The organism is Amycolatopsis sp. CA-211722 (assembly GCF_056828465.1).
Window position 1 is genome coordinate 3162016 of the sequence record NZ_CP184752.1, and the last position, 18052, is coordinate 3180067.

Here is an 18052-nt window from a genome sequence, read left to right on the forward strand (position 1 = left end):
GGACAGTGCAGGACAGTGCGGGACAGCGAAGGGGAGCGGGGTATGACCGACGACGTGGCCGGCCGGGTGATCGAGGCCGAGCAGGACCGGATCCGCTGTCTCCTCGACGTGGATCGCGGCACCTACGACCGCTTGCACGCCGAGGAGTACCGGTTGTGCAACCCGACCGGCACCGTGTGGACGAAGGCCGAATACCTGGATCTCCTCACCACCGGACGGGTCGCCTACCGGGAGCTGGAGCTGATCGGCGACATCGACGCCATCGTCGGCACCGACGTCGTCGTCCTCCGCTACCGGTGTTTCATCGAACTGACCGTCGACGGCGCGGACATCCCGCGGCACGAGGCCTGGCACACCGACGTCTACACCGAGGACGGCGGCACGTGGCGCTGTGTCTGGTCTCAGGCCACCGGCGTCATCGAGGCCTGACCCAGCACTCGCCGGCGGCGCACCAGCTGAATGATCAGCACCGCCAGCGAGAGCGCGGGTAGCGGATAGCCCAGGAGCAGCCCCACCGTGATGTCGGTGAGCGGAGCGAGGACCGCGGCGACGAACACCCACGTCGGCGCCGTCGGGAGCTTCACGCCGGAGCGGACCTTGCCCCACGGCTTCGCCACCGAAAGCCACGCCTGGAACGCCAACGCGCTCGCCATCAGCGCGGTCCCGGCGGCCAGCTGCGCCGGCGGCGGATCGCCGCCGACGGAGTCCCGCAAAGCACCGGACAGCAGGAAGATCCCGGCGTAGAGCTGGACGAGCGTGATCGCGAACTTCGCCAGCACCCACCAGTGCCGGGTGAACCCCCAGGCCGTCGCGGCGGCGAGCGCGAAACCGGTGAACGCCGACGCGTTGGCGAGCGGCGCCAGCAGGACCGTGTCGATCTCGTGCGCCATCGACGTCGCCGCCACGCGGATTTCACGGTCCTCGCTGGTGCGGCCGATCACCAGCAAGGTGAACAGCGCCAGGGCTTGTCCCATCCAGCCCACCGAAGTGACGACGTGCAGCCACACGGTCAGCTGCCGCCAGGTCTTCGTCCGCATGGCGCACAGGTTCGCGCGACCGCCCGGCCCGGCACATCGGGGACGACCCTGAAATCAGGCCGGAAGGGGCGGGAAGCAGGCCTGGGCGTCGTGGCCGTCGAACCACAGGCCGACCATGAACGCCATCGTCGCCTCCATGAGTGCGGCCCGGTCGAGACCTCCCGCGACCAGCGGAACGCACCCGATGTCGCGGACCAGTTCGCTCACCTCGCCCACCTTGTCGCCGCAGATCGGCACCGCCAGCGGACGCCCGCCGAACACCGGCGGGGTCATCCGCCAGACGTCCACGTGACACAGGTTGAACGCCTTGACCACGTGCGCGCCGGGTGCGGCCGCGGCGATCCGAGCCGCCTGATCGGGCACCGTGAGCACGGCGCCGGGGCCGACGGCGTTCGTGCAGTCGATCAGCACCTTGCCGTCGAGAGTCCCCGCCGCGGCAAGGACTTCCGGTACCGACGCGGCGGGAACGGCGAGCAGGATCACGTCACTGGCGCGGGCGGTCTCCTCCCAAGTCCCCACCCGCGGGGAGATCCTGGCGGCTTTGACGCGGTCGCGGGCGGCGACCATCACCTCGTGCCCGGCCCTGGCCCACTGGCCGCCGAGCGCCTCCGCCATCCCGCCCGCGCCGAAGATACCGATACGCATGTGCTGCTCCCTAAGATCGAGTGGACAGCACGACGGTAGAAAGCCGCGCGGGTACCGATTGGTTACCGGAGGTCCGATGAACGACGTCTTCCTCGCCGATTGCCGTGCCCGGCTGGCCTTCGACCTGATGGCGAACACGTGGAACCCGGTCGTGCTGTGGGCCTTGCGCGAAGGACCGCTGCGCCCGGCCGAACTGCGGCGACGGCTCGGCGGGATCAGCACGAAGGTGCTCACGGAGACCGTCCGGCGGCTGGAGTTCCACGGGCTCGTCCACCGGCGCGACTGCGGGCGGACAGCGAAGGTCGAGTACTCGCTGACGGATCTCGGGGTCACGCTGCTGGCGCCCATCGAGGCCTTCGGGGCGTGGGCGTTCCGGCACGGCGACGAGGTGATGGCGGCGCAGGACGAGGCGACCCGGTTACGCGATCTCGCGTGATTGAGCGGCGATCTCGCGTGATTGGAAGCGTAACTCGCGTGATTGAAGGCGTAACTCGCGTGATTGGAGGCGTAACTCGCGGTTAGGGGAGCGGGCGCGCCTCGGCCAGCTTGAGCAGCGGAACGGCCGCGGCGGCGTCGGTGATCAGCGTCGAGACCATGCCCGAGCGCAGGACGGCGTCGATCGCTTCGGCCTTCGGCTCCGTGTAGCCGAGCGCGATCACTTCGGGGACGGCCAGCAGGTCTTCGGCGCTGATGGCCAGCACGTGGTGGGCCAGCCCGGTGGACATCGGGGTCCCGTCGGCGTCGAACAGGCGCGCCGAGACCTCGGCCTTGGCGCCGCGTTTCGCGATCGCGCTCCGCTCGGCTTCGTCCAGGGCGTCGTAGACCGTCGACTCCTCGGGTTTCCACGCGCCGATGCTGACGACGGCCTTGGTCAGGTTCTTGAACTGACCGAAGGTCTCCGCGATGCCAGGCTGCCGGCGCAGCGTCTCGGTGGTGCGACGGTCGGGGAGGACGAGCGGGCCGAAGATCGGGTACGGCTCGCCGCCGGACACCGACGCGACGCGGCTGACCGTCTCCACCGAACGGTCGCGCATGTCCATCCCCGCCTGCACCCCGCACAGTTGCACGATCGGGCATTTCGGCAGTGACTCGATCGCGTCGGTCATCGCGTTCACCGAACGTGCCCACGACAGGCCCAGGACGTCGCCGGGAGTGACGATCTCGGTCAGGAGGCGGGCGGCGAGCGTGCCGATCTTGCGCCGCGCCACTTCGCGGGATTCGGGTTCCGGCGCTCGTTCGAGCACGAGGACCCGGTCGAGCCGGTACGCCGCGCGGATCTCCTCGGACAGCACGAGATCGACCGGCGCCGGCAGCCGGAACTCGACCCGGACGATGCCGGTTTCCCTGGCCGCGTCCAGCATTCGCGCGACCTTGAACCGGCTGATCCCGAACTCGTCGGCGATCTCGAGTTTCGAGGCGCCCTGCTCGTAGAACCGCCGGGCGACCGCGGCCAGGCGTAGTGACTCCACCAGGCCGGGAACCTGCTTCTTCCCGCTCATCTGAGCACTATAGCGCGAAATCAACCCGAAAGGTTGACGTAACACCAGGGAAAAGTTCACCATGCCTGGACATGCAGTCCGAAGCATAGGCCCGTCCCGCTCATTTGAGCGGAGAGAAGAGGAGCTGGCATGCGTGCCGCGATCGTGGACAAGCCCGGGGAGATCAGGGTCGGCGAGGTGCCCGATCCGAAACCGGGGGATCGCCAGGTCGTCGTCAAGGTGGGTGCCTGCGGGATCTGCGGGACCGACCTCCACATCGCCGACGGGCATTTCCCGCCGACGCCCTATCCGATCGTCCCCGGCCACGAATTCGCCGGCGAGATCGTCGAACTCGGCGCGGATGTGCCGGGCGGCTGGAAGATCGGCGACCGGGTGGCCGTCGACCCGTCGCTGTTCTGCGGCTACTGCAAGCCTTGCCGGTCCGGCCGCGGCAACCTCTGCGAGAACTGGAACGCGACCGGCGACACCGTGAACGGCGCTTTCGCCGAGTACGTCGCCGTTCCCTCCGCGAACTGCTACCGCATGCCGGACACGATGACCTGGGAACAGGGCGCCCTCGTCGAGCCGGTTTCCTGCGCGGTGCACGGCGTGCGCCGCATCGGCGTCGAGGCGGGGGAGCGGTTCCTCGTCGTCGGCGCGGGCACGATGGGGCTGATCATGCAGCAGTTGCTGCAGCGCGCGGGCGCCCACGTCACGGTGGTCGACCGCAATACGGCCCGCCTCGGCCGTGCCATGGACCTCGGCGCTGCCGCGGTCGCGGGCGACGTGAAGGATCTGGACGACGAGAAGTTCGACGCCGCCGCGGACTGCACCGGCGCCGCGCCCGCCATCGAAGCCGCTTTCGACTCGCTTCAGCGCGGAGGCCGCCTGCTGGTCTTCGGCGTCGCGCCCGCCGAAGCCCGCGTCGCGCTTTCGCCGTTCCGGATCTACAACGACGAGATCACCGTCGTCGGCTCGATGGCCGTCATGAACAGCTTCGGTGCCGCGCTCGACCTGGTCGCCGACGGCGCCGTCGACACCGCCGCGCTGCTCACCGACACCTTGCCGCTGGAGCAGTACCCCGACGCTCTCGCCCTCATGCGCAGCGGGGCCGGCTTGAAGGTGCAGGTAATACCGGGAGGCGAAAGTGCGTAAAGCGGCCGCTCTGCTCGCGGTACTCCTGCTGACCCTCACCGGGTGCGCCGGTGCGGGCGCGCTCGGGACCGGTGACCGGACGCTCGTCGTCGCGATCGTCGCGAACCCGCAGATGAAGGACGCCATCGAGCTTTCCGGCGAGTTCGAGAAGGCGAATCCCGGCGTCAGCCTCAAATTCGTGTCGTTGCCGGAGAACCAGGCACGCGCGAAGATCACCGCGTCGACGGCCACCGAAGGCGGCGAGTTCGACGTCGTCATGATCAGCAACTACGAGGCGCCGCAGTGGGCCGCGAACGGCTGGCTCGAAAACCTCGGCCCGCATATCGCGGCGAACCCGTCCTACGACGCGGACGACTTCATCCCGAGCATCAAGGAATCCTTGTCGCACAACGGGTCGCTCTACGCGGTGCCGTTCTACGGCGAGTCGTCGTTCCTGGCCTACCGGAAGGATCTGTTCGAACAGGCCGGGATCACCATGCCCGCCAAGCCGACCTGGACGCAGATCGCCGAGTACGCCGCGAAGCTCGACGACAAGGCCAAGGGCATCGCCGGGATCTGCCTGCGCGGCAAGCCCGGCTGGGGCGAGAGCCTCGCGCCGTTCACCACGGTCGCCAACACCTTCGGCGCGCAGTGGTTCGACAAGGACTGGAACGCGAAGCTGACCAGCCCCGAGTTCAAGGCCGCCGCCGAGTTCTACGTGAACCTCGTGCGGAACCACGGCGAGGTCGGCGCGTCGAGCGCGGGCTTCTCCGAATGCGGCACGCGGTACACCCAGGGCCAGGCCGCGATGTGGTACGACGCCACGGTCATGGCGGGCACGAACGAGGATCCGTCGGCCAGCAAGGTCGTCGGCAAGTCCGGATACGCCCCGGCGCCGGTGGAGAAGACACAGTCGAGTGGCTGGCTCTACACCTGGGCTTTGGCGATCCCGAAGGTGGCGAAGGACAAAGAAGCCGCCTTCAAGTTCATGGCCTGGATGACCGACAAGGCCTACGTGCAGCGGGTCGCCACGGAGTTCGGCGACTGGAACCGCGTCCCGCCGGGCGTGCGGAAATCGACCTACGACATCCCGCAGTACCGCGAGGCGGCCAAGGCCTACGCGCAGCCGACGCTGGACGGGATCGCGGACGCCGACCAGCGCAAGGCGATGGTGAATCCGGTGCCCTATCCCGGCATCCAGTTCGTCGGCATCCCCGAGTTCCAGGATCTCGGCACCCGCGTGAGCCAGCAGCTTTCCGCGGCGATCGCGGGCCAGATCACCGTGGACGAAGCACTCGAACAGTCGCAGGAGTACGCACAGACCGTCGGCAAGTCGTATCAGGAGGCGCAGTGATGGCCACGATCTCCGCTCCTGCCCGCCCGGAGCCCGCCCACGCGAAGAAGGCGGCTCCGAAGCGCGGTACCGATACGCCGTTCAAACGACGGCTGCCGTTGCTGCCGGCGCTGCTGTTCGTCGTCGCCGTGACGCAGCTGCCCTTCGTGCTGACGGTGTTCTACTCGTTCCAGTCGTGGAACCTGGTGCGGCCGGGTTCGCGGCATTTCGTCGGGTTGCAGAACTACATCGACGTCTTCGCCGACTCGACGTTCCTCGGGGCGCTGCTGAACACCGTCGTGCTCACGGTGGTGTGCGTGTTCTTCTCGCTGCTGCTCGGCCTGGGGCTGGCGATCCTGCTGGACCGCAAGTTCCTCGGCCGCGGTGTGGTCCGGACCCTGCTGATCACGCCGTTCCTCATCCTGCCCGCGGCGGGCGCGCTGCTGTGGAAGACGACGATGTTCGACCCGACGTACGGGTTGCTGCACTTCGTGTTCGGCACCGACGTCGACTGGCTTTCGGAATTCCCGCTGGCCGCCGTGATGGCCCAGGTCGTCTGGCAGTGGACGCCGTTCATGATGCTGCTGATCCTGGCCGGGTTGCAGAGCCAGCCGAAGGACGTGCTGGAGGCCGCGTCGGTCGACGGCGCCGGCCGCTGGCGGACGTTCACCGCGATCACACTGCCGCATCTGAGCCGGTTCCTGCAGCTGGCGACGTTGCTGGGCGCGATCTACATCGTGAACAGCTTCGACGCGATCTTCCTGATGACCCAAGGCGGCCCGGGGACGGCCAGCACGAACCTGCCGTTCTACATCTACCAGCGGGCGTTCCAGGGTTTCGACATCGGGCAGTCGTCCGCGATGGGCGTGATCGTCGTGATCCTGACGATGATCGTCGCGACCTTCGCGCTACGGCTGATGTTCCGCACGTTCTCGGTACAGGGAGGCGCGAAATGAAAAGCCGTTTCGGCCCCGGCGCGCTGACGGTCGCGACCTGGGTGATCGCGATCCTGTTCGTGTTCCCGCTGCTGTGGATGATCCTCACGGCCTTCAAACAGGAGGCCGACGCCTACACCGACCCGCCGCGCCTGTTCTTCAGCCCGACACTCGACCAGTTCGCGGGTGTGCTCGAACGCGGCTTCCTGCCGTACCTGTCGAACTCGGCGTTCGTGACCGTGGTTTCCACGCTTTTCGTGCTGCTGCTGGGAATCCCGGCGGCGTACGCGCTCTCGCTCGCGCCGGTGAAGGGGACGAGCAACGCGCTCGGCTTCTTCCTGTCGACGAAGATGCTGCCGATCGTGGCGGCGATCATCCCGCTTTACGTGATCTCGCAGAACACTCAGCTGCTGGACAACGTGTGGGCGCTGATCATCCTGTACACCTCGATGAACCTGCCGCTGGCCATCTGGATGATGCGGTCGTTCTTCCTGGAGGTGCCGCACGAGATGATCGAGGCGGGGCGGATCGACGGGGCGACGCTGCCGATCCTGCTGCGGAAGATCATCATGCCGGTGGTCGCGCCCGGGGTGGCCGCGACCGCGCTGATCTGTGTGATCTTCTCGTGGACCGAGTTCTTCTACTCGGTCAACCTCACCGCCGCGCGCGCCGGGACGGTGCCGGTGTTCCTGGTCGGGTTCATCACCAGCGAGGGCCTGTACTGGGCGCAGCTCTCCGCGGCCGCGCTGCTCGCGTCGCTGCCGGTGATGATCGTCGGCTGGATCGCGCAGAACCACCTGGTGCGGGGGCTCTCGATGGGCGCGGTCAAGTAACGCCTCGTGAGTGGTAAGGACGGTTAGAACCGTCCTTACCACTCACGAGCCCCACTCCCTACGCGAGCGACAGTGCCTGCCCCGGACAAATGTGCACCGCCGTGCGCGCGTTCTCCTCGGCCTCTTCGCCTTCGGGCTCGGCGTTCAGCACGATGACGGTCCCGTCGTCCTCGCTCTGGTCGAACAGGTCGGGATCGGTGAGCACGCACTGGCCCGCGCCCACGCATTTCCCGGTGTCCGCGATGATCTTCATGGCTCCTCCTACCAGGTGACCGGAAGGGCGTGGAGGCCGTAGATCGTCGAATCGTGCTTGAACTGCAGTTCGTCGACCGGAACGGCGATCCGGAGGCCCGGTACTCGCCGGAACAACGTATCGAACACGATCTGGAGTTCCAACCGCGCCAAGTTCTGGCCGAGGCATTGGTGCACCCCGAATCCGAAGGCGACGTGATGCCGTGCGCCGCGTTCGATGTCGAAGGCGTCCGGGTTCTCGAAGCCGTCCGGGTCGTGGTTGCCCGCGTTGCTCAGCCCGACGACGCCTTCGCCCGCGCGGATGAGCGTGCCGCCGATCTCGACGTCCGCCGTGGCGAAGCGTGAGGTCGCCGTTTCCGCGATGGTGAAGACCCGCAAGAGTTCCTCGATGGCGGCGAGGGTCTTGTCCGGGTCCGCCTTGATCTTCGCCAGCTGATCGGGATTCTCCAGCAGGGTCACCGTGCCGAGCGAGATCATGTTCGCCGTCGTCTCGTGGCCGGCGATGAGCAGCAGGAACGCCAGCCCGACCAGTTCGCCGTGGTCGGCTTCGCCCGTTTCCCGCTGCTTGAGGATCTGGCGGCCGAGGAGGTCGTCCTCGGTGGCGTTCGCTTCCTTCCTGGTGACGAGGTCGTCGAGATAGTTCTCGAGCGACTCGAACGCGGTCATCCGTTCTTCGGCGGTGACCTCCCGGCTGAGCATCCTGGAACTGCAGGATTGGAAGAACTCGTGGTCCGAATAGGGGACACCGAGCAGTTCGCAGATCACCAAGGACGGAACCGGCAGGGAAAGCGCCTGGACGAGATCGGCGGGTTTGGGCCCGGTGAGCAGGGCGTCGAGATGTTCGTCGACGATCTGCTGAATTCGAGGCTGGAGCGCTTTCATGCGCTTGACGGTGAATTCCCCGACGACGTCACGCCTGGCCTTGCTGTGTTCCGGCGGGTCCATCGCGATGAGGGAGGGGCGGAACGGCTTGTCCTCGCGGCGGATCTGCCGCGCGACCATCAACGGGAACGACGGGCTCTGCCGGTCCGAACTGAAATGCGGACTGCTCAGCATTTCGCGGATGTCTTCGAGCCGGGTGAGCGCCCAAGCCGTTTGGCCGGACGGGAGACCGACCCGGGAAACCGGACTTTCCCGGCGAAGCCGCTCATATTCGGGTGGTGGTGAAAACGGGCATTTCCGGGCCAGCGGCAAGGTCGCGGTGGTTTCCTCGACGTCAGTCATCGGGTTTGTCCTTCCCCAGATGTCGGGTGGGTTCGGGCGAAATCGGACAGGGGGCCCCAAAAAACGTATGCGGATGGTTTCATTCCGCTTATGTCACCAAGGTACTCAAGCGGAGGCTGGTCGTCCACTCGCGAAGGGGTGGTTTCCCGGGAAGCGTGAAGGGCACGCCCTCACGTGCGAGAATCACGGCCCTGAAGGCCCCTTCGAGAGGCGAGGATCATGACAGCCGACCCCGAGACCCGCTTGCGCGCCGACGCGCGCCGGAACCGGGATCAGATCCTGGCCGCCGCGAGAGTCATCTTCGCCGCCCAAGGCGCCGAGGTCCCGATGGAGGAGATCGCGCGCTCGGCCGGCGTCGGCGTCGGCACCTTGTACCGGCGCTTCCCTGATCGCGACGCGCTGATCCGGGCGGTCGCCGTCGACAACTTCGACCGCGTTCTCAGGGACGCGAAGGCCGCGAGGGATCAGGAGGCCTCGGACTGGGAGGCGCTGATCCGGCTGTTGCACCAGTCGATGGAGTTGCAGTTGAGCATCCAGCTCGCGATGGTGTCGCCCCGGGCGCTGGCGATCCTGAAGAGTGATCCCGCGATCAAGGCCCTGCGTGACGAGCTGCTCCTGGTCATGGACGCTTTCGTCCGCGGGGCGCAGGCGGAGGGCAGGCTCCGGACGGACGTCGCCACCGGTGACGTCGCCATCCTGTTCGCGACGTTGCTGCGGCAGATGCCGGGCAAGGGCGAGGAGGTCGCGCGGATGGCGACCAGGCGATGCATCGGGATCATGATCGACGGCCTGCGGGCCGTCGGCTCGAACGAGCCGCTGCCGGGACGGGCGCTGACCGGGGCCGATCTGGACCCGTGAGGCCCGGCCAGAGGCCCGCCGACGCGATCCCGACGCAGTGAAGGCCCCCTTCCCTCGGCTCAGCCGAGGGAAGGGGGCCTTCACCCGCTACGCGATCAGACGCCCAGCGGATGCCAGACGGTCTTCGCCTCCAGATACCGCCGCAGCCGCGAGATGTCGGCGTCGGCGGTCCAGTCCGGCTCGGCGTCCGGGACGGTCAGCACCCGCTTCACGGTCCCCGCCGCCTCACGCGCCAGGTCCGCCCGCGCGGACGGCTCGGCGCCGGTCGGGTCGAGGGCGTTGACGTCCCCGTGCGACGCGAGCCACGAGCCCAGCTCGGACGCGCGGCCGGTCAGGATGTTCGCGACCCCGCCGGGCAGGTCGGAAGTGGCCAGCACCTCCGAAAGCGTGATCGCGGGCAGCGGCCGGTCCGCACTGGAGACGACCACGGCGGTCGAGCCCGTCGCCAGCACTGGGGCCAGCACACTCACCAGGCCCAGCAACGACGACCGCTGCGGCGCGAGCACGCCCACGACACCGGTCGGTTCCGGGACGGTGAAGGAGAAGTACGGGCCCGCGACCGGGTTGGCCGCGCCGAGCACGGTCGCGATCTTGTCCGTCCAGCCCGCGTACCAGACCCAGCGGTCGATCGAGGCGTCCACAATGGACTGAGCCTTCTTCGCCGCCACGCCTTCCGAAGCGGAGACCTCCGCGACGAACTGCTCGCGGCGGCCTTCCAGCATCTCCGCCACCCGGTACAGCACCTGGCCGCGGTTGTACGCGGTCGCCGCCGACCAGCCGCCGAAAGCCTTGCGGGCGGCCGAAACCGCGTCACGGACGTCCTTGCGGGACGCGTGCGAGGCGTTCGCCAGGAACTTGCCCTTGGTGTCGGTGACCGGGTACACCCGGCCCGATTCCGAACGCGGGAACTTGCCGCCGATGTAGAGCTTGTAGGTCTTCGCCACCGAAATACGGTCAGACATCGAGGTAGGCCTCCAGTCCGGTGCGTCCGCCTTCGCGGCCGAAACCCGACTCCTGGTAGCCGCCGAACGGCGCGGCGGGATCGAAGCGGTTGAACGTGTTGGCCCAGACGACACCGGCGCGGAGCCGGTTCGCCATCCAGAGAATGCGCGAGCCCTTTTCGGTCCAGATTCCGGCGGAGAGCCCGTACGGCGTGTTGTTCGCCTTGGTGACGGCCTCGTCCGGCGTGCGGAAGGTCAGCACCGAGAGCACCGGACCGAAGATCTCCTCGCGGGCGATGCGCATCGACTGCTGGACGTCGGAGAACACCGTGGGAGCGAAGAAGAAACCGCGGTCCGGCACCGGGCACGGGCTGGTCCAGCGCTGCGCGCCCTCGGCGTCGCCGGATTCCACGAGCCCCTTGATCTTCGCGAGCTGCTCGGCGGAGTTGATCGCGCCGATGTCGGTGTTCTTGTCCAGCGGGTCGCCCAGCCGCAGCGTCGAGACGCGGTAGCGCAGCTTTTCGAGCAGCTCGTCGGCGATGGACTCCTGCACCAGCAGCCGCGAGCCCGCGCAGCAGACGTGGCCCTGGTTGAAGAAGATCCCGTTGACGATCCCCTCGACGGCCTGGTCCAGCGGGGCGTCGTCGAAAACGACGTTCGCCGCCTTGCCGCCCAGCTCCAGCGTCAGCTTCTTCGCGGTGCCCGCGATCTGGCGCTGGATGGCCTTGCCGACCTCGGTCGATCCGGTGAAGGCGACCTTGTTCACGTCGCCGTGGCCCACCAGCGCGGCGCCGATGTCCCCGGCGCCGGGCAGGATGTTCACCACGCCGGGCGGGAGTTCGGCCTGCTGGCAGATCTCCGCGAACACGAGCGCGGTCAGCGGCGTGGTCTCCGCGGGCTTGAGCACCACGGTGTTGCCGGTGGCCAGCGCGGGCGCGATCTTCCACGCCAGCATCAGCAGCGGGAAGTTCCACGGGATGACCTGGCCTGCGACACCGAGCGGCTTCGGGTTCGGGCCATAGCCCGCGTAGTCGAGCTTGTCGGCCCAGCCCGCGTGGTAGAAGAAGTGCGCGGCGGCCGTCGGCACGTCGGAATCCCGCGATTCCTTGATCGGCTTGCCGTTGTCGAGGCTTTCCAGCACGGCCAGCTCCCGTGACCGCTCCTGGATCAGGCGCGCGATGCGGAACAGGTACTTGGCGCGTTCGGAGCCCGGCATCTTGGACCAGACGCCTGTGTATGCCTTGCGCGCGGCCTTGACCGCGGTGTCCACATCGGACACCGACGCGGTGCCGACCTCGGCGAGCACCTCTTCGGTGGCCGGGTTGATCGTCTTGAGCGGCTCACCCGAGCCGTCGACGAATTCGCCGTTCACGAACGGCCGGTAATGCGACTTGAGATTCGCGAGGTCGCGCGATTCGGGCGCGGGCGCGTACTCGAAGATGCCCATGGATCAGTCCACCGTCACGTAGTCGGGACCGCTGTAGTGGCCGTCGGCCTGGGTGCGGCGCTGCAGCAGGAGGTCGTTGAGCAGGCTGGACGCCCCGAACCGGAAGAGGTCCGGGTTCAGCCACTGCTCGCCGGCGACCTCGTGCACCGCGACCAGGTACTTGATCGCGTCCTTGGTCGTCCGGATACCACCGGCCGGTTTGACGCCGCGCAGTTCACCGGTCTGGACGAACCAGTCGCGGACGGCCTGCAGCATCACGTGGGTGACCGGCAGCGTCGCGGCGGGCGAGACCTTGCCGGTGGAGGTCTTGATGAAGTCACCGCCCGCCAGCAGCGCGAGCCAGGACGCGCGGCGGACGTTGTCGTAGGTGGCGAGCTCACCGGTTTCGAGGATGACCTTGAGGTGGGCGCTGCCACAGGCGGCCTTGATCGCCTGGATCTCCTCGAAGACCTCCAGGTAGCGGCCTTCCAGGAACGCGCCTCGATCGATCACCATGTCGATCTCGGCGGCGCCCGCGTCCACGGCGATCTTGGTGTCGGCCAGCTTGATCTCGCGGCTCGTGCGGCCGGCCGGGAAGCCGGTGGCCACACTCGCGACGTGGATGCCGGTGCCGCGAAGCGCCTCGACAGCCGTCTCGACCATGTCCGGGTACACGCAGACGGCCGCGACCCGCGGGGTGTCCGGGCGTTCCGGGTCCGGCCGCTTGGCCTTGGCCGCGAGCGCGCGGACCTTGCCCTGGGTGTCGGCGCCTTCGAGGGTCGTCAGGTCGACCATCGAGATGGCGGTGTCGATCGCCCAGAGCTTGGCGGCCTTCTTGATGCTGCGCGTGCCGAGTCCCGCGGCCCGCTGCTCGACGCCGACCTGGTCGACACCAGGCAGCCCGTGCAGGAACCGGCGCAGGCTCGCCTCGTCGCGAGTCGCGTCCGCCAGCGGCGACGGGGTGGCCGTCGCCGCTGACGAGCTGGTCGTAGCTGTCATACGGGTGAGTGTAAGCGGCCTACAGGCTGGGCACCGGGGCCTGGGCGACCGCCCTGGTCGAGGGCACCGGCGAGCAGAACTCGGAGATCATCGGCAGCTGGCGCTTGAGCGCGGCTTCCGGCGACGCGGTGAGGTCCACGGTGGCCAATGTGGAGATGTTCTTGCCGGAGTCGTCGTGGAAGCTGAGGGTGGCGAAGCCGGGCAGGTCGCCGCCGTGCCCCCAGATCGAGACGTCCTCGGCGCAGGCGCCCGCGGCCTTGAGGTTCAGCTTCATCAGGCCGAGGCCGTACTCCATGCCGCCGCCCACCGGGACCGTCGTCTTCATCTGCGTCACCAGGCCGGCGGGCAGCAGGCGCCCGCCGAACAACGCTTCGAAGAACCGGTTGAGGTCCTTGGCCGACGACACCATGCCACCCGCGCCGAAGTAGCGCGAGTAGTTGTAGGTGGTGACGTCGGTGAGGCCGCGCGGCGCGTCGTACAGCTGCTCGTAGCCGCGGGCGGCCGGGCGGAGCAGGAACGGGAAGTCGCGGGGCAGCGAGGTGTCGCGCAGGTGCAGCGGCCCGGTGATCCGTTCGGCGAGCGCGCGTTCCAGCGGCTTCCGGGTGACCTTCTCGACCAGGAGGCCGAGGACGTTGTAGCCGGTGTTCGAGTACCCCCAGCCCGTCCCGGGTTTGAACTGCAGCGGCTGCTTCGACACGCTCAGGCGGATCTGGTCGTCACTGTCGAAGTGCTCGAAGCGTTCGGTGTCGACCTCCGGCCCGGACGCCCAGGTGTCCTCGGGGGCGAGGTCCCGCGGGAGGCCGCTGGTGTGCTGCAGCAGCTGGCGGACGGTGATCGGCTCCGGATACGGCAGCAATCCGGGCAGAGAGCGCTGGACGGGCTCGTCGAGCCCGACCCGCTTCTCGGCCACGAGCTGCAGGACCAGCGTCGCGACGAACACCTTGGACACACTCGCGATCCGCCAGCGGCCCGACGCGTCGGGCTTACCCGGCCGCTCGATGTTCGCGACGCCGCTGACGCCGCGGAACTCGTCGGAGACGGCGACCATGCCGGGGATGCCCGCGGCGACCGCCGCGTCCATCGCGGCCTGGCGCGGATCGGTCTTCTCGGCGGCCGCCGCCGGGAAAGCGGTGGCGGAAAGCAGTGCGGCACAAGCGATCGCGAGGAAACTTCGGCGCATGTGGTGAACCCCCCAGGGTCAGATCAGGCTTCGAGTTCGGGTACGTCCTTTTTACGCGGTTTCCGGATGACGGTGACGCCTCCCCAGAAAGCCAGGCCGGTGATCTTCACGGTGGGCGCCGTCGGCGGCGCCGCGGGCGTCCCGGCGCGGTCTTCCAGCTCGAACGCGCCCATGAAGCCGATTCCGGTGACGTCGACGTTGATGTCGTCGGGTACGACGATGTCGATCCCGCCCATGATCGCGACCGCGGTGATCGTCGAGTGCTTCTCGGCGAACCGCGCGTGCCGCAGGTCGAGATCGGCACCGCCCCAGAACGCGAAACTGTTGTGCTGCGGCGGGACCACCCAGCTGCCCTTGCGCGACGCGCCGGACATGACGGCGATCGAGGCGCCGGAACCCGGATGCCCGCCGATGCGGTCGTCGGGCAGGCCCAGCGCGCGCGAGGTCGCCGGCTCGATCGCCGACCGCGAATGCTGGGGCAGATCCGCGGTGACCGGTTTGAGGTCCCCGACGGTCTTGGCCGCGTAGACGACGGTGAGCCGCTCTTCCAGCTCGTTTATGGTGATGCGCCCTTCGGACATCGCCGCGTGCAGCACCTGCGCGACCTGCTCGCGGTCGGCGTCGGAGATGCGCATCTGTTCGGGGCCCGGCAGGGCCGGTTCTTCACTCACGCGGAGGAGCCTAGCGCCGACGGGAGGGCCAAGCGTCCATCTTATGGTCGACAGTGGCATCCTCCCGTGATGGGGAACTCACTACCCGGCGCCGTCGAGCTGCCGGACGGGATCAAGGTGCGCGGACGGGGCCTGGGGCGTCCCTGGCCAGACGGGCCTTCGCCGGATTTCGGACTGTATCTGGGCGGCGCGAAGCTGCGCCGGAAACACGATCACAAAATGGAGTGGGAGCGGGCGTGGATCCGCTGGCCCGACTTCCTGTTGCCGACGGACTGGGCGGACGCGCGGCACCGGATCGTCGACCTGCACGCCCGGGCGGCGGCGGGCGAAGGCGTCGAGGTCGCCTGTTACGGCGGGGTGGGGCGGACCGGCACCGTGCTGTCCTGTCTCGCCACCCTTTCCGGGCTGAGCGCGGACGAGGCGGTGGCGTGGGCGCGGGCCAACCACGACAAGCGTTCGGTGGAGACGCCCTGGCAGCGCCGCTGGGTCGGCTGGTTCGCGCGGCAGGCGTGACGGGCTAAATTGACCGGCATGGATGTGCACGTCGTTGATCACCCGCTGGCCAAGGCCAGGCTCTCCACCATGCGCGACGCGCGCACCGACAGCGCCGCCTTCCGCGCGGCGCTGCACGAACTGACCGTCATGCTGGTCTACGAAGCCACGCGCGACCTGCCGGTGCGGATCGAGCGGATCCACACGCCGGTGGCGCGCACCGACGGTTACGCGCTGGCGAGCCCGCCGCTGCTCGTGCCGGTGCTGCGGGCCGGGCTCGGGATGGCGGACCAGGCGCACAAGCTGATCCCGGACGCTCAGATGGGTTTCGTCGGCCTCGCGCGCGACGAGGAGACCCTCCAGCCGACGCCGTACCTCGAATCGCTGCCCGAATCGCTCGCCGACCGGCCGGTGATGGTGCTCGACCCGATGCTGGCGACCGGCGGGTCGATGGAGTACACGATCCGGCTGCTCACCGACCGGGGCGCCACCGACGTCACCGCGATCTGCGCGCTGGCGGCGCCTGAGGGCATCGAGCACCTGAAGAAGACCGGGCTGCCGCTGCGGGTGGTGACCGCGAGCATCGACGAGCGGCTGAACGACTCCGGGTTCATCGTGCCCGGGCTCGGCGACGCGGGGGACCGGCAGTACGGGGCCGTCTGACACCGCCGGATCGCGTTTAGCCCGCTGAACGCGATCCGGCCGGTTCGCAACAACCACGCCGTCTCCGGCCACTGACAGATGTGACCAGAACAGTGACCGGAACGGTGGGGGTGCCGGTGGACTCGTGCGAACCTCCTCCCGACAGGAGCGACACGGAGCTTTGGCGGGCGGCCGCGGGCGGTGATCACACCGCGTTCACCGAGCTGTTCGAACGACATGTCCAGTCGGTGTGGAACCACGCCTACCGGCTGACCGGGTCGTGGGCGTCGGCCGAAGACCTGACGTCGACGACGTTTCTTACCGCCTGGCGGCGCCGGGCGGACATCACGCTCATCCGCGACAGCGCGCTGCCCTGGCTGTACACCGTCACGGGGAACCTGGCGCGAAGCGAACACCGCAGTACCGGGCGGCGGCTCCGGCTGGTCCGGCGGCTGCCGGAGCCGCGGTCGGTGTCCGACCACGCCGACACCGTCGTCGACCAGCTCGACGGCGAAGACCGCCTCCGGCAGGTGCTCGCCTTGGTCGCGAAGCTGCCGAAATCGCAGCGGCAAGCCGTCGAACTCTGCCTGCTCGGCGATCTCTCCTTCGCCGACGCCGCCGAACTGCTCGGCGTGGCCGAGGTGACCGTTCGCGCTCACATCTCGCGGGCCCGTACGCAGCTGCGGGCTGCCCTGGAGGAGAAATGACCGACGACCTCGGCCTGCCCGGCAGGCGTGAACTCCCTCCGGAAGTGCTGGACAACCTGCGGATGTCGCTGCGGGAGGGAATGGGAAAACCCGCGCGGCGGCGCTGGCCGATCGTCGCCGCGGCGGCCGCCGTGATCCTGGTCCTGGCCGGTGCCCTGGTCACGGCCGTGCTCATCCGGGAACCGGACGGGCAGGGGCCCGTCGTCGCGAATCCTGACTTCTCCCTCGACGGGCCGAAGGCGGAGGAGTCGATGAACCGGTGCTGGGCGGCGCTCCAGAAGAAGGGCAGGGCGGCGAGCTTCCCGGGCCGGAGCGAGTGGGTGCCGCGATTCACCGTCGTTTCGCCGTCGGTCACCGTCGTCGCGGTGGTGGCACGCGGCAAGCCGTTCTTCTGCGAGACCACGCTGATGACGGCGACCGTGTCCGACCCGGACGCCGCTCCGCTCTACCTGCCGGGCACGGGGACCGCTGCCCTGCTGATGACCAGGGCCGGGACGGTCGCGGGTATCGCCGATCCCGAATGGCCGAAGGTGGAAATGACGGGACAGAACGACGCGTCGTTGTCCAGAAGGGACATTCCCGTCTTCCGGCCGGGGAATCTGTTCGTGCACATCGCGCCGATGAAGCCTTCTCGGACCACCTACGCCGTCGGGCCGACGCCGGGAGGGCAATCCCGCCCTCGCGGGTACCACGCGCCGCACCCCCTTCGTCCCGCGCCGGAGCCTGCCGCGACGGATCTCGACAAGCCGGTGTTCCCGGTGCCCGACCGGGCCACGCCGGGTGGTGAGTTCTTCGACGTCTGTGTGGAGGGGGCGTCCGAAACGCTGCCTGACCCGGACGCCTACGAGGTCGGCGCGTTCCTGGACGGCGACGACGTCGGAGTGGTCGTCGCTCGTTCGGGTGGCCTGGTCACCGTGTGCCAGGGAGGGCTCGGGTACGGGGACGGGAATACCGAGTACTACCGGATCATGTACGACCAGCCGAAGCCCACGGGGCCCGTGTACGCGCTGCGGACCGAAACGGTCGGCAGGACGGGCGACAAGCCGCGGAACGTCTACTTGGGGGTCGTGCCCGAGGCCGCGGACACCGTGAAGCTCGACTTCGGCACCGGCAAGACCTTCGACGCGGTGGTCGGGGCCGGGACCTTCGGGGCTTGGATACCGGACGGGGTCAGCCGGGACTATGAGAACGCGAAGGTGGGGGTCACGGTCCTGGACGCGGCGGGGGTGATCCTGTACCAGGGCACCCTGCCGCTCTACTGATCG

21 protein-coding genes are annotated in these 18052 nt (G+C 68.7%); 11 read left to right on the forward strand and 10 right to left on the reverse strand.

Annotated elements, in window-relative coordinates; genetic code table 11:
* The first annotated feature begins 42 nt into the window (after positions 1 to 42).
* Positions 43 to 429, forward strand: a complete 387-nt coding sequence (locus ACOCEP_RS15595; protein WP_482337980.1) for a nuclear transport factor 2 family protein — start codon at positions 43 to 45, stop codon at positions 427 to 429.
* Here the strand turns inward: ACOCEP_RS15595 and ACOCEP_RS15600 are convergent.
* Complete coding sequence (locus ACOCEP_RS15600; RefSeq protein ID WP_482337982.1) at positions 402 to 1037, reverse strand: hypothetical protein; 636 nt, start codon at positions 1035 to 1037, stop codon at positions 402 to 404. The genes ACOCEP_RS15595 and ACOCEP_RS15600 overlap by 28 nt on opposite strands.
* A gap of 54 nt (positions 1038 to 1091) precedes the next feature.
* A complete protein-coding gene (locus ACOCEP_RS15605) occupies positions 1092 to 1820 on the reverse strand; it encodes an NADPH-dependent F420 reductase (protein WP_482337983.1) in 729 nt (242 codons plus the stop codon).
* Between ACOCEP_RS15605 and ACOCEP_RS15610 the strand changes: the two genes are divergently transcribed.
* Positions 1759 to 2118 (forward strand): winged helix-turn-helix transcriptional regulator, encoded by a 360-nt coding sequence (locus ACOCEP_RS15610; protein ID WP_482337984.1) that lies wholly within the window; start codon positions 1759 to 1761, stop codon positions 2116 to 2118. The genes ACOCEP_RS15605 and ACOCEP_RS15610 overlap by 62 nt on opposite strands.
* A gap of 82 nt (positions 2119 to 2200) precedes the next feature.
* Here the strand turns inward: ACOCEP_RS15610 and ACOCEP_RS15615 are convergent, their stop codons facing one another.
* The gene (locus ACOCEP_RS15615; RefSeq protein ID WP_482337985.1) at positions 2201 to 3181 is read right to left on the reverse strand and encodes a sugar-binding transcriptional regulator; all 981 of its coding nucleotides are present in this window, start codon (positions 3179 to 3181) and stop codon (positions 2201 to 2203) included.
* Positions 3182 to 3310: 129 nt separating this feature from the next.
* Between ACOCEP_RS15615 and ACOCEP_RS15620 the strand changes: the two genes are divergently transcribed.
* From ACOCEP_RS15620 to ACOCEP_RS15635, 4 genes are read left to right on the forward strand one after another with little or no spacing between them, the layout of a single operon-like run.
* Positions 3311 to 4315, forward strand: coding sequence for a zinc-dependent alcohol dehydrogenase family protein (locus ACOCEP_RS15620; protein WP_394360601.1), 1005 nt, complete (start codon positions 3311 to 3313; stop codon positions 4313 to 4315).
* Positions 4308 to 5648 (forward strand): ABC transporter substrate-binding protein, encoded by a 1341-nt coding sequence (locus ACOCEP_RS15625; protein ID WP_482337986.1) that lies wholly within the window; start codon positions 4308 to 4310, stop codon positions 5646 to 5648. The genes ACOCEP_RS15620 and ACOCEP_RS15625 overlap by 8 nt, the downstream gene beginning before the upstream one ends.
* Positions 5648 to 6583 carry a carbohydrate ABC transporter permease gene (locus ACOCEP_RS15630; RefSeq protein WP_038519394.1) on the forward strand — a complete coding sequence of 312 codons (936 nt, stop codon included), beginning with the start codon at positions 5648 to 5650 and terminating at the stop codon, positions 6581 to 6583. Before ACOCEP_RS15625 ends, ACOCEP_RS15630 begins: the two co-directional genes overlap by 1 nt.
* Entirely contained in the window at positions 6580 to 7395 is an 816-nt protein-coding gene (locus ACOCEP_RS15635) for a carbohydrate ABC transporter permease (protein ID WP_340684600.1), read from the forward strand. Before ACOCEP_RS15630 ends, ACOCEP_RS15635 begins: the two co-directional genes overlap by 4 nt.
* Positions 7396 to 7453: 58 nt before the next feature.
* Here ACOCEP_RS15635 and ACOCEP_RS15640 read toward each other — a convergent pair whose 3' ends face one another.
* A complete protein-coding gene (locus tag ACOCEP_RS15640) occupies positions 7454 to 7648 on the reverse strand; it encodes a ferredoxin (RefSeq protein WP_126735249.1) in 195 nt (64 codons plus the stop codon).
* Positions 7649 to 7656: 8 nt separating this feature from the next.
* The gene (locus ACOCEP_RS15645) at positions 7657 to 8871 is read right to left on the reverse strand and encodes a cytochrome P450 (protein ID WP_482337988.1); all 1215 of its coding nucleotides are present in this window, start codon (positions 8869 to 8871) and stop codon (positions 7657 to 7659) included.
* A gap of 219 nt (positions 8872 to 9090) precedes the next feature.
* Here ACOCEP_RS15645 and ACOCEP_RS15650 point away from each other — a divergent pair, with 219 nt between their 5' ends.
* The gene (locus ACOCEP_RS15650; RefSeq protein WP_482337990.1) at positions 9091 to 9729 is read left to right on the forward strand and encodes a TetR/AcrR family transcriptional regulator; all 639 of its coding nucleotides are present in this window, start codon (positions 9091 to 9093) and stop codon (positions 9727 to 9729) included.
* A gap of 95 nt (positions 9730 to 9824) precedes the next feature.
* Here ACOCEP_RS15650 and ACOCEP_RS15655 read toward each other — a convergent pair whose 3' ends face one another.
* Genes ACOCEP_RS15655 through ACOCEP_RS15675 form a run of 5 tightly spaced genes read right to left on the reverse strand, consistent with a single transcriptional unit; the run spans position 9825 to position 14910 of the window.
* On the reverse strand, positions 9825 to 10691 hold the full coding sequence (locus tag ACOCEP_RS15655) for an aldehyde dehydrogenase family protein (RefSeq protein WP_482337991.1): 867 nt from the start codon (positions 10689 to 10691) through the stop codon (positions 9825 to 9827).
* Positions 10684 to 12117, reverse strand: a complete 1434-nt coding sequence (locus ACOCEP_RS15660; RefSeq protein WP_482337993.1) for an aldehyde dehydrogenase family protein — start codon at positions 12115 to 12117, stop codon at positions 10684 to 10686. The genes ACOCEP_RS15655 and ACOCEP_RS15660 overlap by 8 nt, the downstream gene beginning before the upstream one ends.
* Before the next feature lie 3 nt (positions 12118 to 12120).
* Positions 12121 to 13095 carry a deoxyribose-phosphate aldolase gene (deoC, locus tag ACOCEP_RS15665; RefSeq protein ID WP_340684595.1) on the reverse strand — a complete coding sequence of 325 codons (975 nt, stop codon included), beginning with the start codon at positions 13093 to 13095 and terminating at the stop codon, positions 12121 to 12123.
* A gap of 19 nt (positions 13096 to 13114) precedes the next feature.
* Positions 13115 to 14275, reverse strand: a complete 1161-nt coding sequence (locus tag ACOCEP_RS15670; protein WP_482337995.1) for a serine hydrolase domain-containing protein — start codon at positions 14273 to 14275, stop codon at positions 13115 to 13117.
* 23 nt (positions 14276 to 14298) lie between these two features.
* Entirely contained in the window at positions 14299 to 14910 is a 612-nt protein-coding gene (locus ACOCEP_RS15675; RefSeq protein ID WP_482339725.1) for a DUF1707 SHOCT-like domain-containing protein, read from the reverse strand.
* Positions 14911 to 15015: 105 nt separating this feature from the next.
* On the opposite strand from ACOCEP_RS15675, the gene ACOCEP_RS15680 reads away from it, so the two are divergent.
* The 4 genes from ACOCEP_RS15680 (at position 15016) to ACOCEP_RS15695 (ending at position 18049) form a co-directional block, all read left to right on the forward strand.
* The gene (locus ACOCEP_RS15680; protein WP_482337996.1) at positions 15016 to 15459 is read left to right on the forward strand and encodes a protein-tyrosine phosphatase family protein; all 444 of its coding nucleotides are present in this window, start codon (positions 15016 to 15018) and stop codon (positions 15457 to 15459) included.
* Between the two features lie 18 nt (positions 15460 to 15477).
* Positions 15478 to 16101, forward strand: a complete 624-nt coding sequence (gene upp / locus ACOCEP_RS15685; RefSeq protein ID WP_482337997.1) for a uracil phosphoribosyltransferase — start codon at positions 15478 to 15480, stop codon at positions 16099 to 16101.
* Positions 16102 to 16193: 92 nt separating this feature from the next.
* Positions 16194 to 16787, forward strand: coding sequence for an RNA polymerase sigma factor (locus tag ACOCEP_RS15690; protein ID WP_482339726.1), 594 nt, complete (start codon positions 16194 to 16196; stop codon positions 16785 to 16787).
* On the forward strand, positions 16784 to 18049 hold the full coding sequence (locus ACOCEP_RS15695; RefSeq protein WP_482337998.1) for a hypothetical protein: 1266 nt from the start codon (positions 16784 to 16786) through the stop codon (positions 18047 to 18049). The genes ACOCEP_RS15690 and ACOCEP_RS15695 overlap by 4 nt, the downstream gene beginning before the upstream one ends.
* Positions 18050 to 18052: the final 3 nt, after the last annotated feature.

Coding starts and splice junctions, on each gene's coding strand:
- ACOCEP_RS15595 (WP_482337980.1), top strand. CDS start 43: ATGACCGACGACGTGGCCGGCCGGGTGATCGAGGCCGAGCAGGACCGG.
- ACOCEP_RS15600 (WP_482337982.1), bottom strand. CDS start 1,037: ATGCGGACGAAGACCTGGCGGCAGCTGACCGTGTGGCTGCACGTCGTC.
- ACOCEP_RS15610 (WP_482337984.1), top strand. CDS start 1,759: ATGAACGACGTCTTCCTCGCCGATTGCCGTGCCCGGCTGGCCTTCGAC.
- ACOCEP_RS15615 (WP_482337985.1), bottom strand. CDS start 3,181: ATGAGCGGGAAGAAGCAGGTTCCCGGCCTGGTGGAGTCACTACGCCTG.
- ACOCEP_RS15620 (WP_394360601.1), top strand. CDS start 3,311: ATGCGTGCCGCGATCGTGGACAAGCCCGGGGAGATCAGGGTCGGCGAG.
- ACOCEP_RS15630 (WP_038519394.1), top strand. CDS start 5,648: ATGGCCACGATCTCCGCTCCTGCCCGCCCGGAGCCCGCCCACGCGAAG.
- ACOCEP_RS15635 (WP_340684600.1), top strand. CDS start 6,580: ATGAAAAGCCGTTTCGGCCCCGGCGCGCTGACGGTCGCGACCTGGGTG.
- ACOCEP_RS15640 (WP_126735249.1), bottom strand. CDS start 7,648: ATGAAGATCATCGCGGACACCGGGAAATGCGTGGGCGCGGGCCAGTGC.
- ACOCEP_RS15645 (WP_482337988.1), bottom strand. CDS start 8,871: ATGACTGACGTCGAGGAAACCACCGCGACCTTGCCGCTGGCCCGGAAA.
- ACOCEP_RS15650 (WP_482337990.1), top strand. CDS start 9,091: ATGACAGCCGACCCCGAGACCCGCTTGCGCGCCGACGCGCGCCGGAAC.
- ACOCEP_RS15655 (WP_482337991.1), bottom strand. CDS start 10,691: ATGTCTGACCGTATTTCGGTGGCGAAGACCTACAAGCTCTACATCGGC.
- ACOCEP_RS15660 (WP_482337993.1), bottom strand. CDS start 12,117: ATGGGCATCTTCGAGTACGCGCCCGCGCCCGAATCGCGCGACCTCGCG.
- deoC (WP_340684595.1), bottom strand. CDS start 13,095: ATGACAGCTACGACCAGCTCGTCAGCGGCGACGGCCACCCCGTCGCCG.
- ACOCEP_RS15670 (WP_482337995.1), bottom strand. CDS start 14,275: ATGCGCCGAAGTTTCCTCGCGATCGCTTGTGCCGCACTGCTTTCCGCC.
- ACOCEP_RS15675 (WP_482339725.1), bottom strand. CDS start 14,910: ATGCGCATCTCCGACGCCGACCGCGAGCAGGTCGCGCAGGTGCTGCAC.
- ACOCEP_RS15680 (WP_482337996.1), top strand. CDS start 15,016: ATGGGGAACTCACTACCCGGCGCCGTCGAGCTGCCGGACGGGATCAAG.
- upp (WP_482337997.1), top strand. CDS start 15,478: ATGGATGTGCACGTCGTTGATCACCCGCTGGCCAAGGCCAGGCTCTCC.
- ACOCEP_RS15695 (WP_482337998.1), top strand. CDS start 16,784: ATGACCGACGACCTCGGCCTGCCCGGCAGGCGTGAACTCCCTCCGGAA.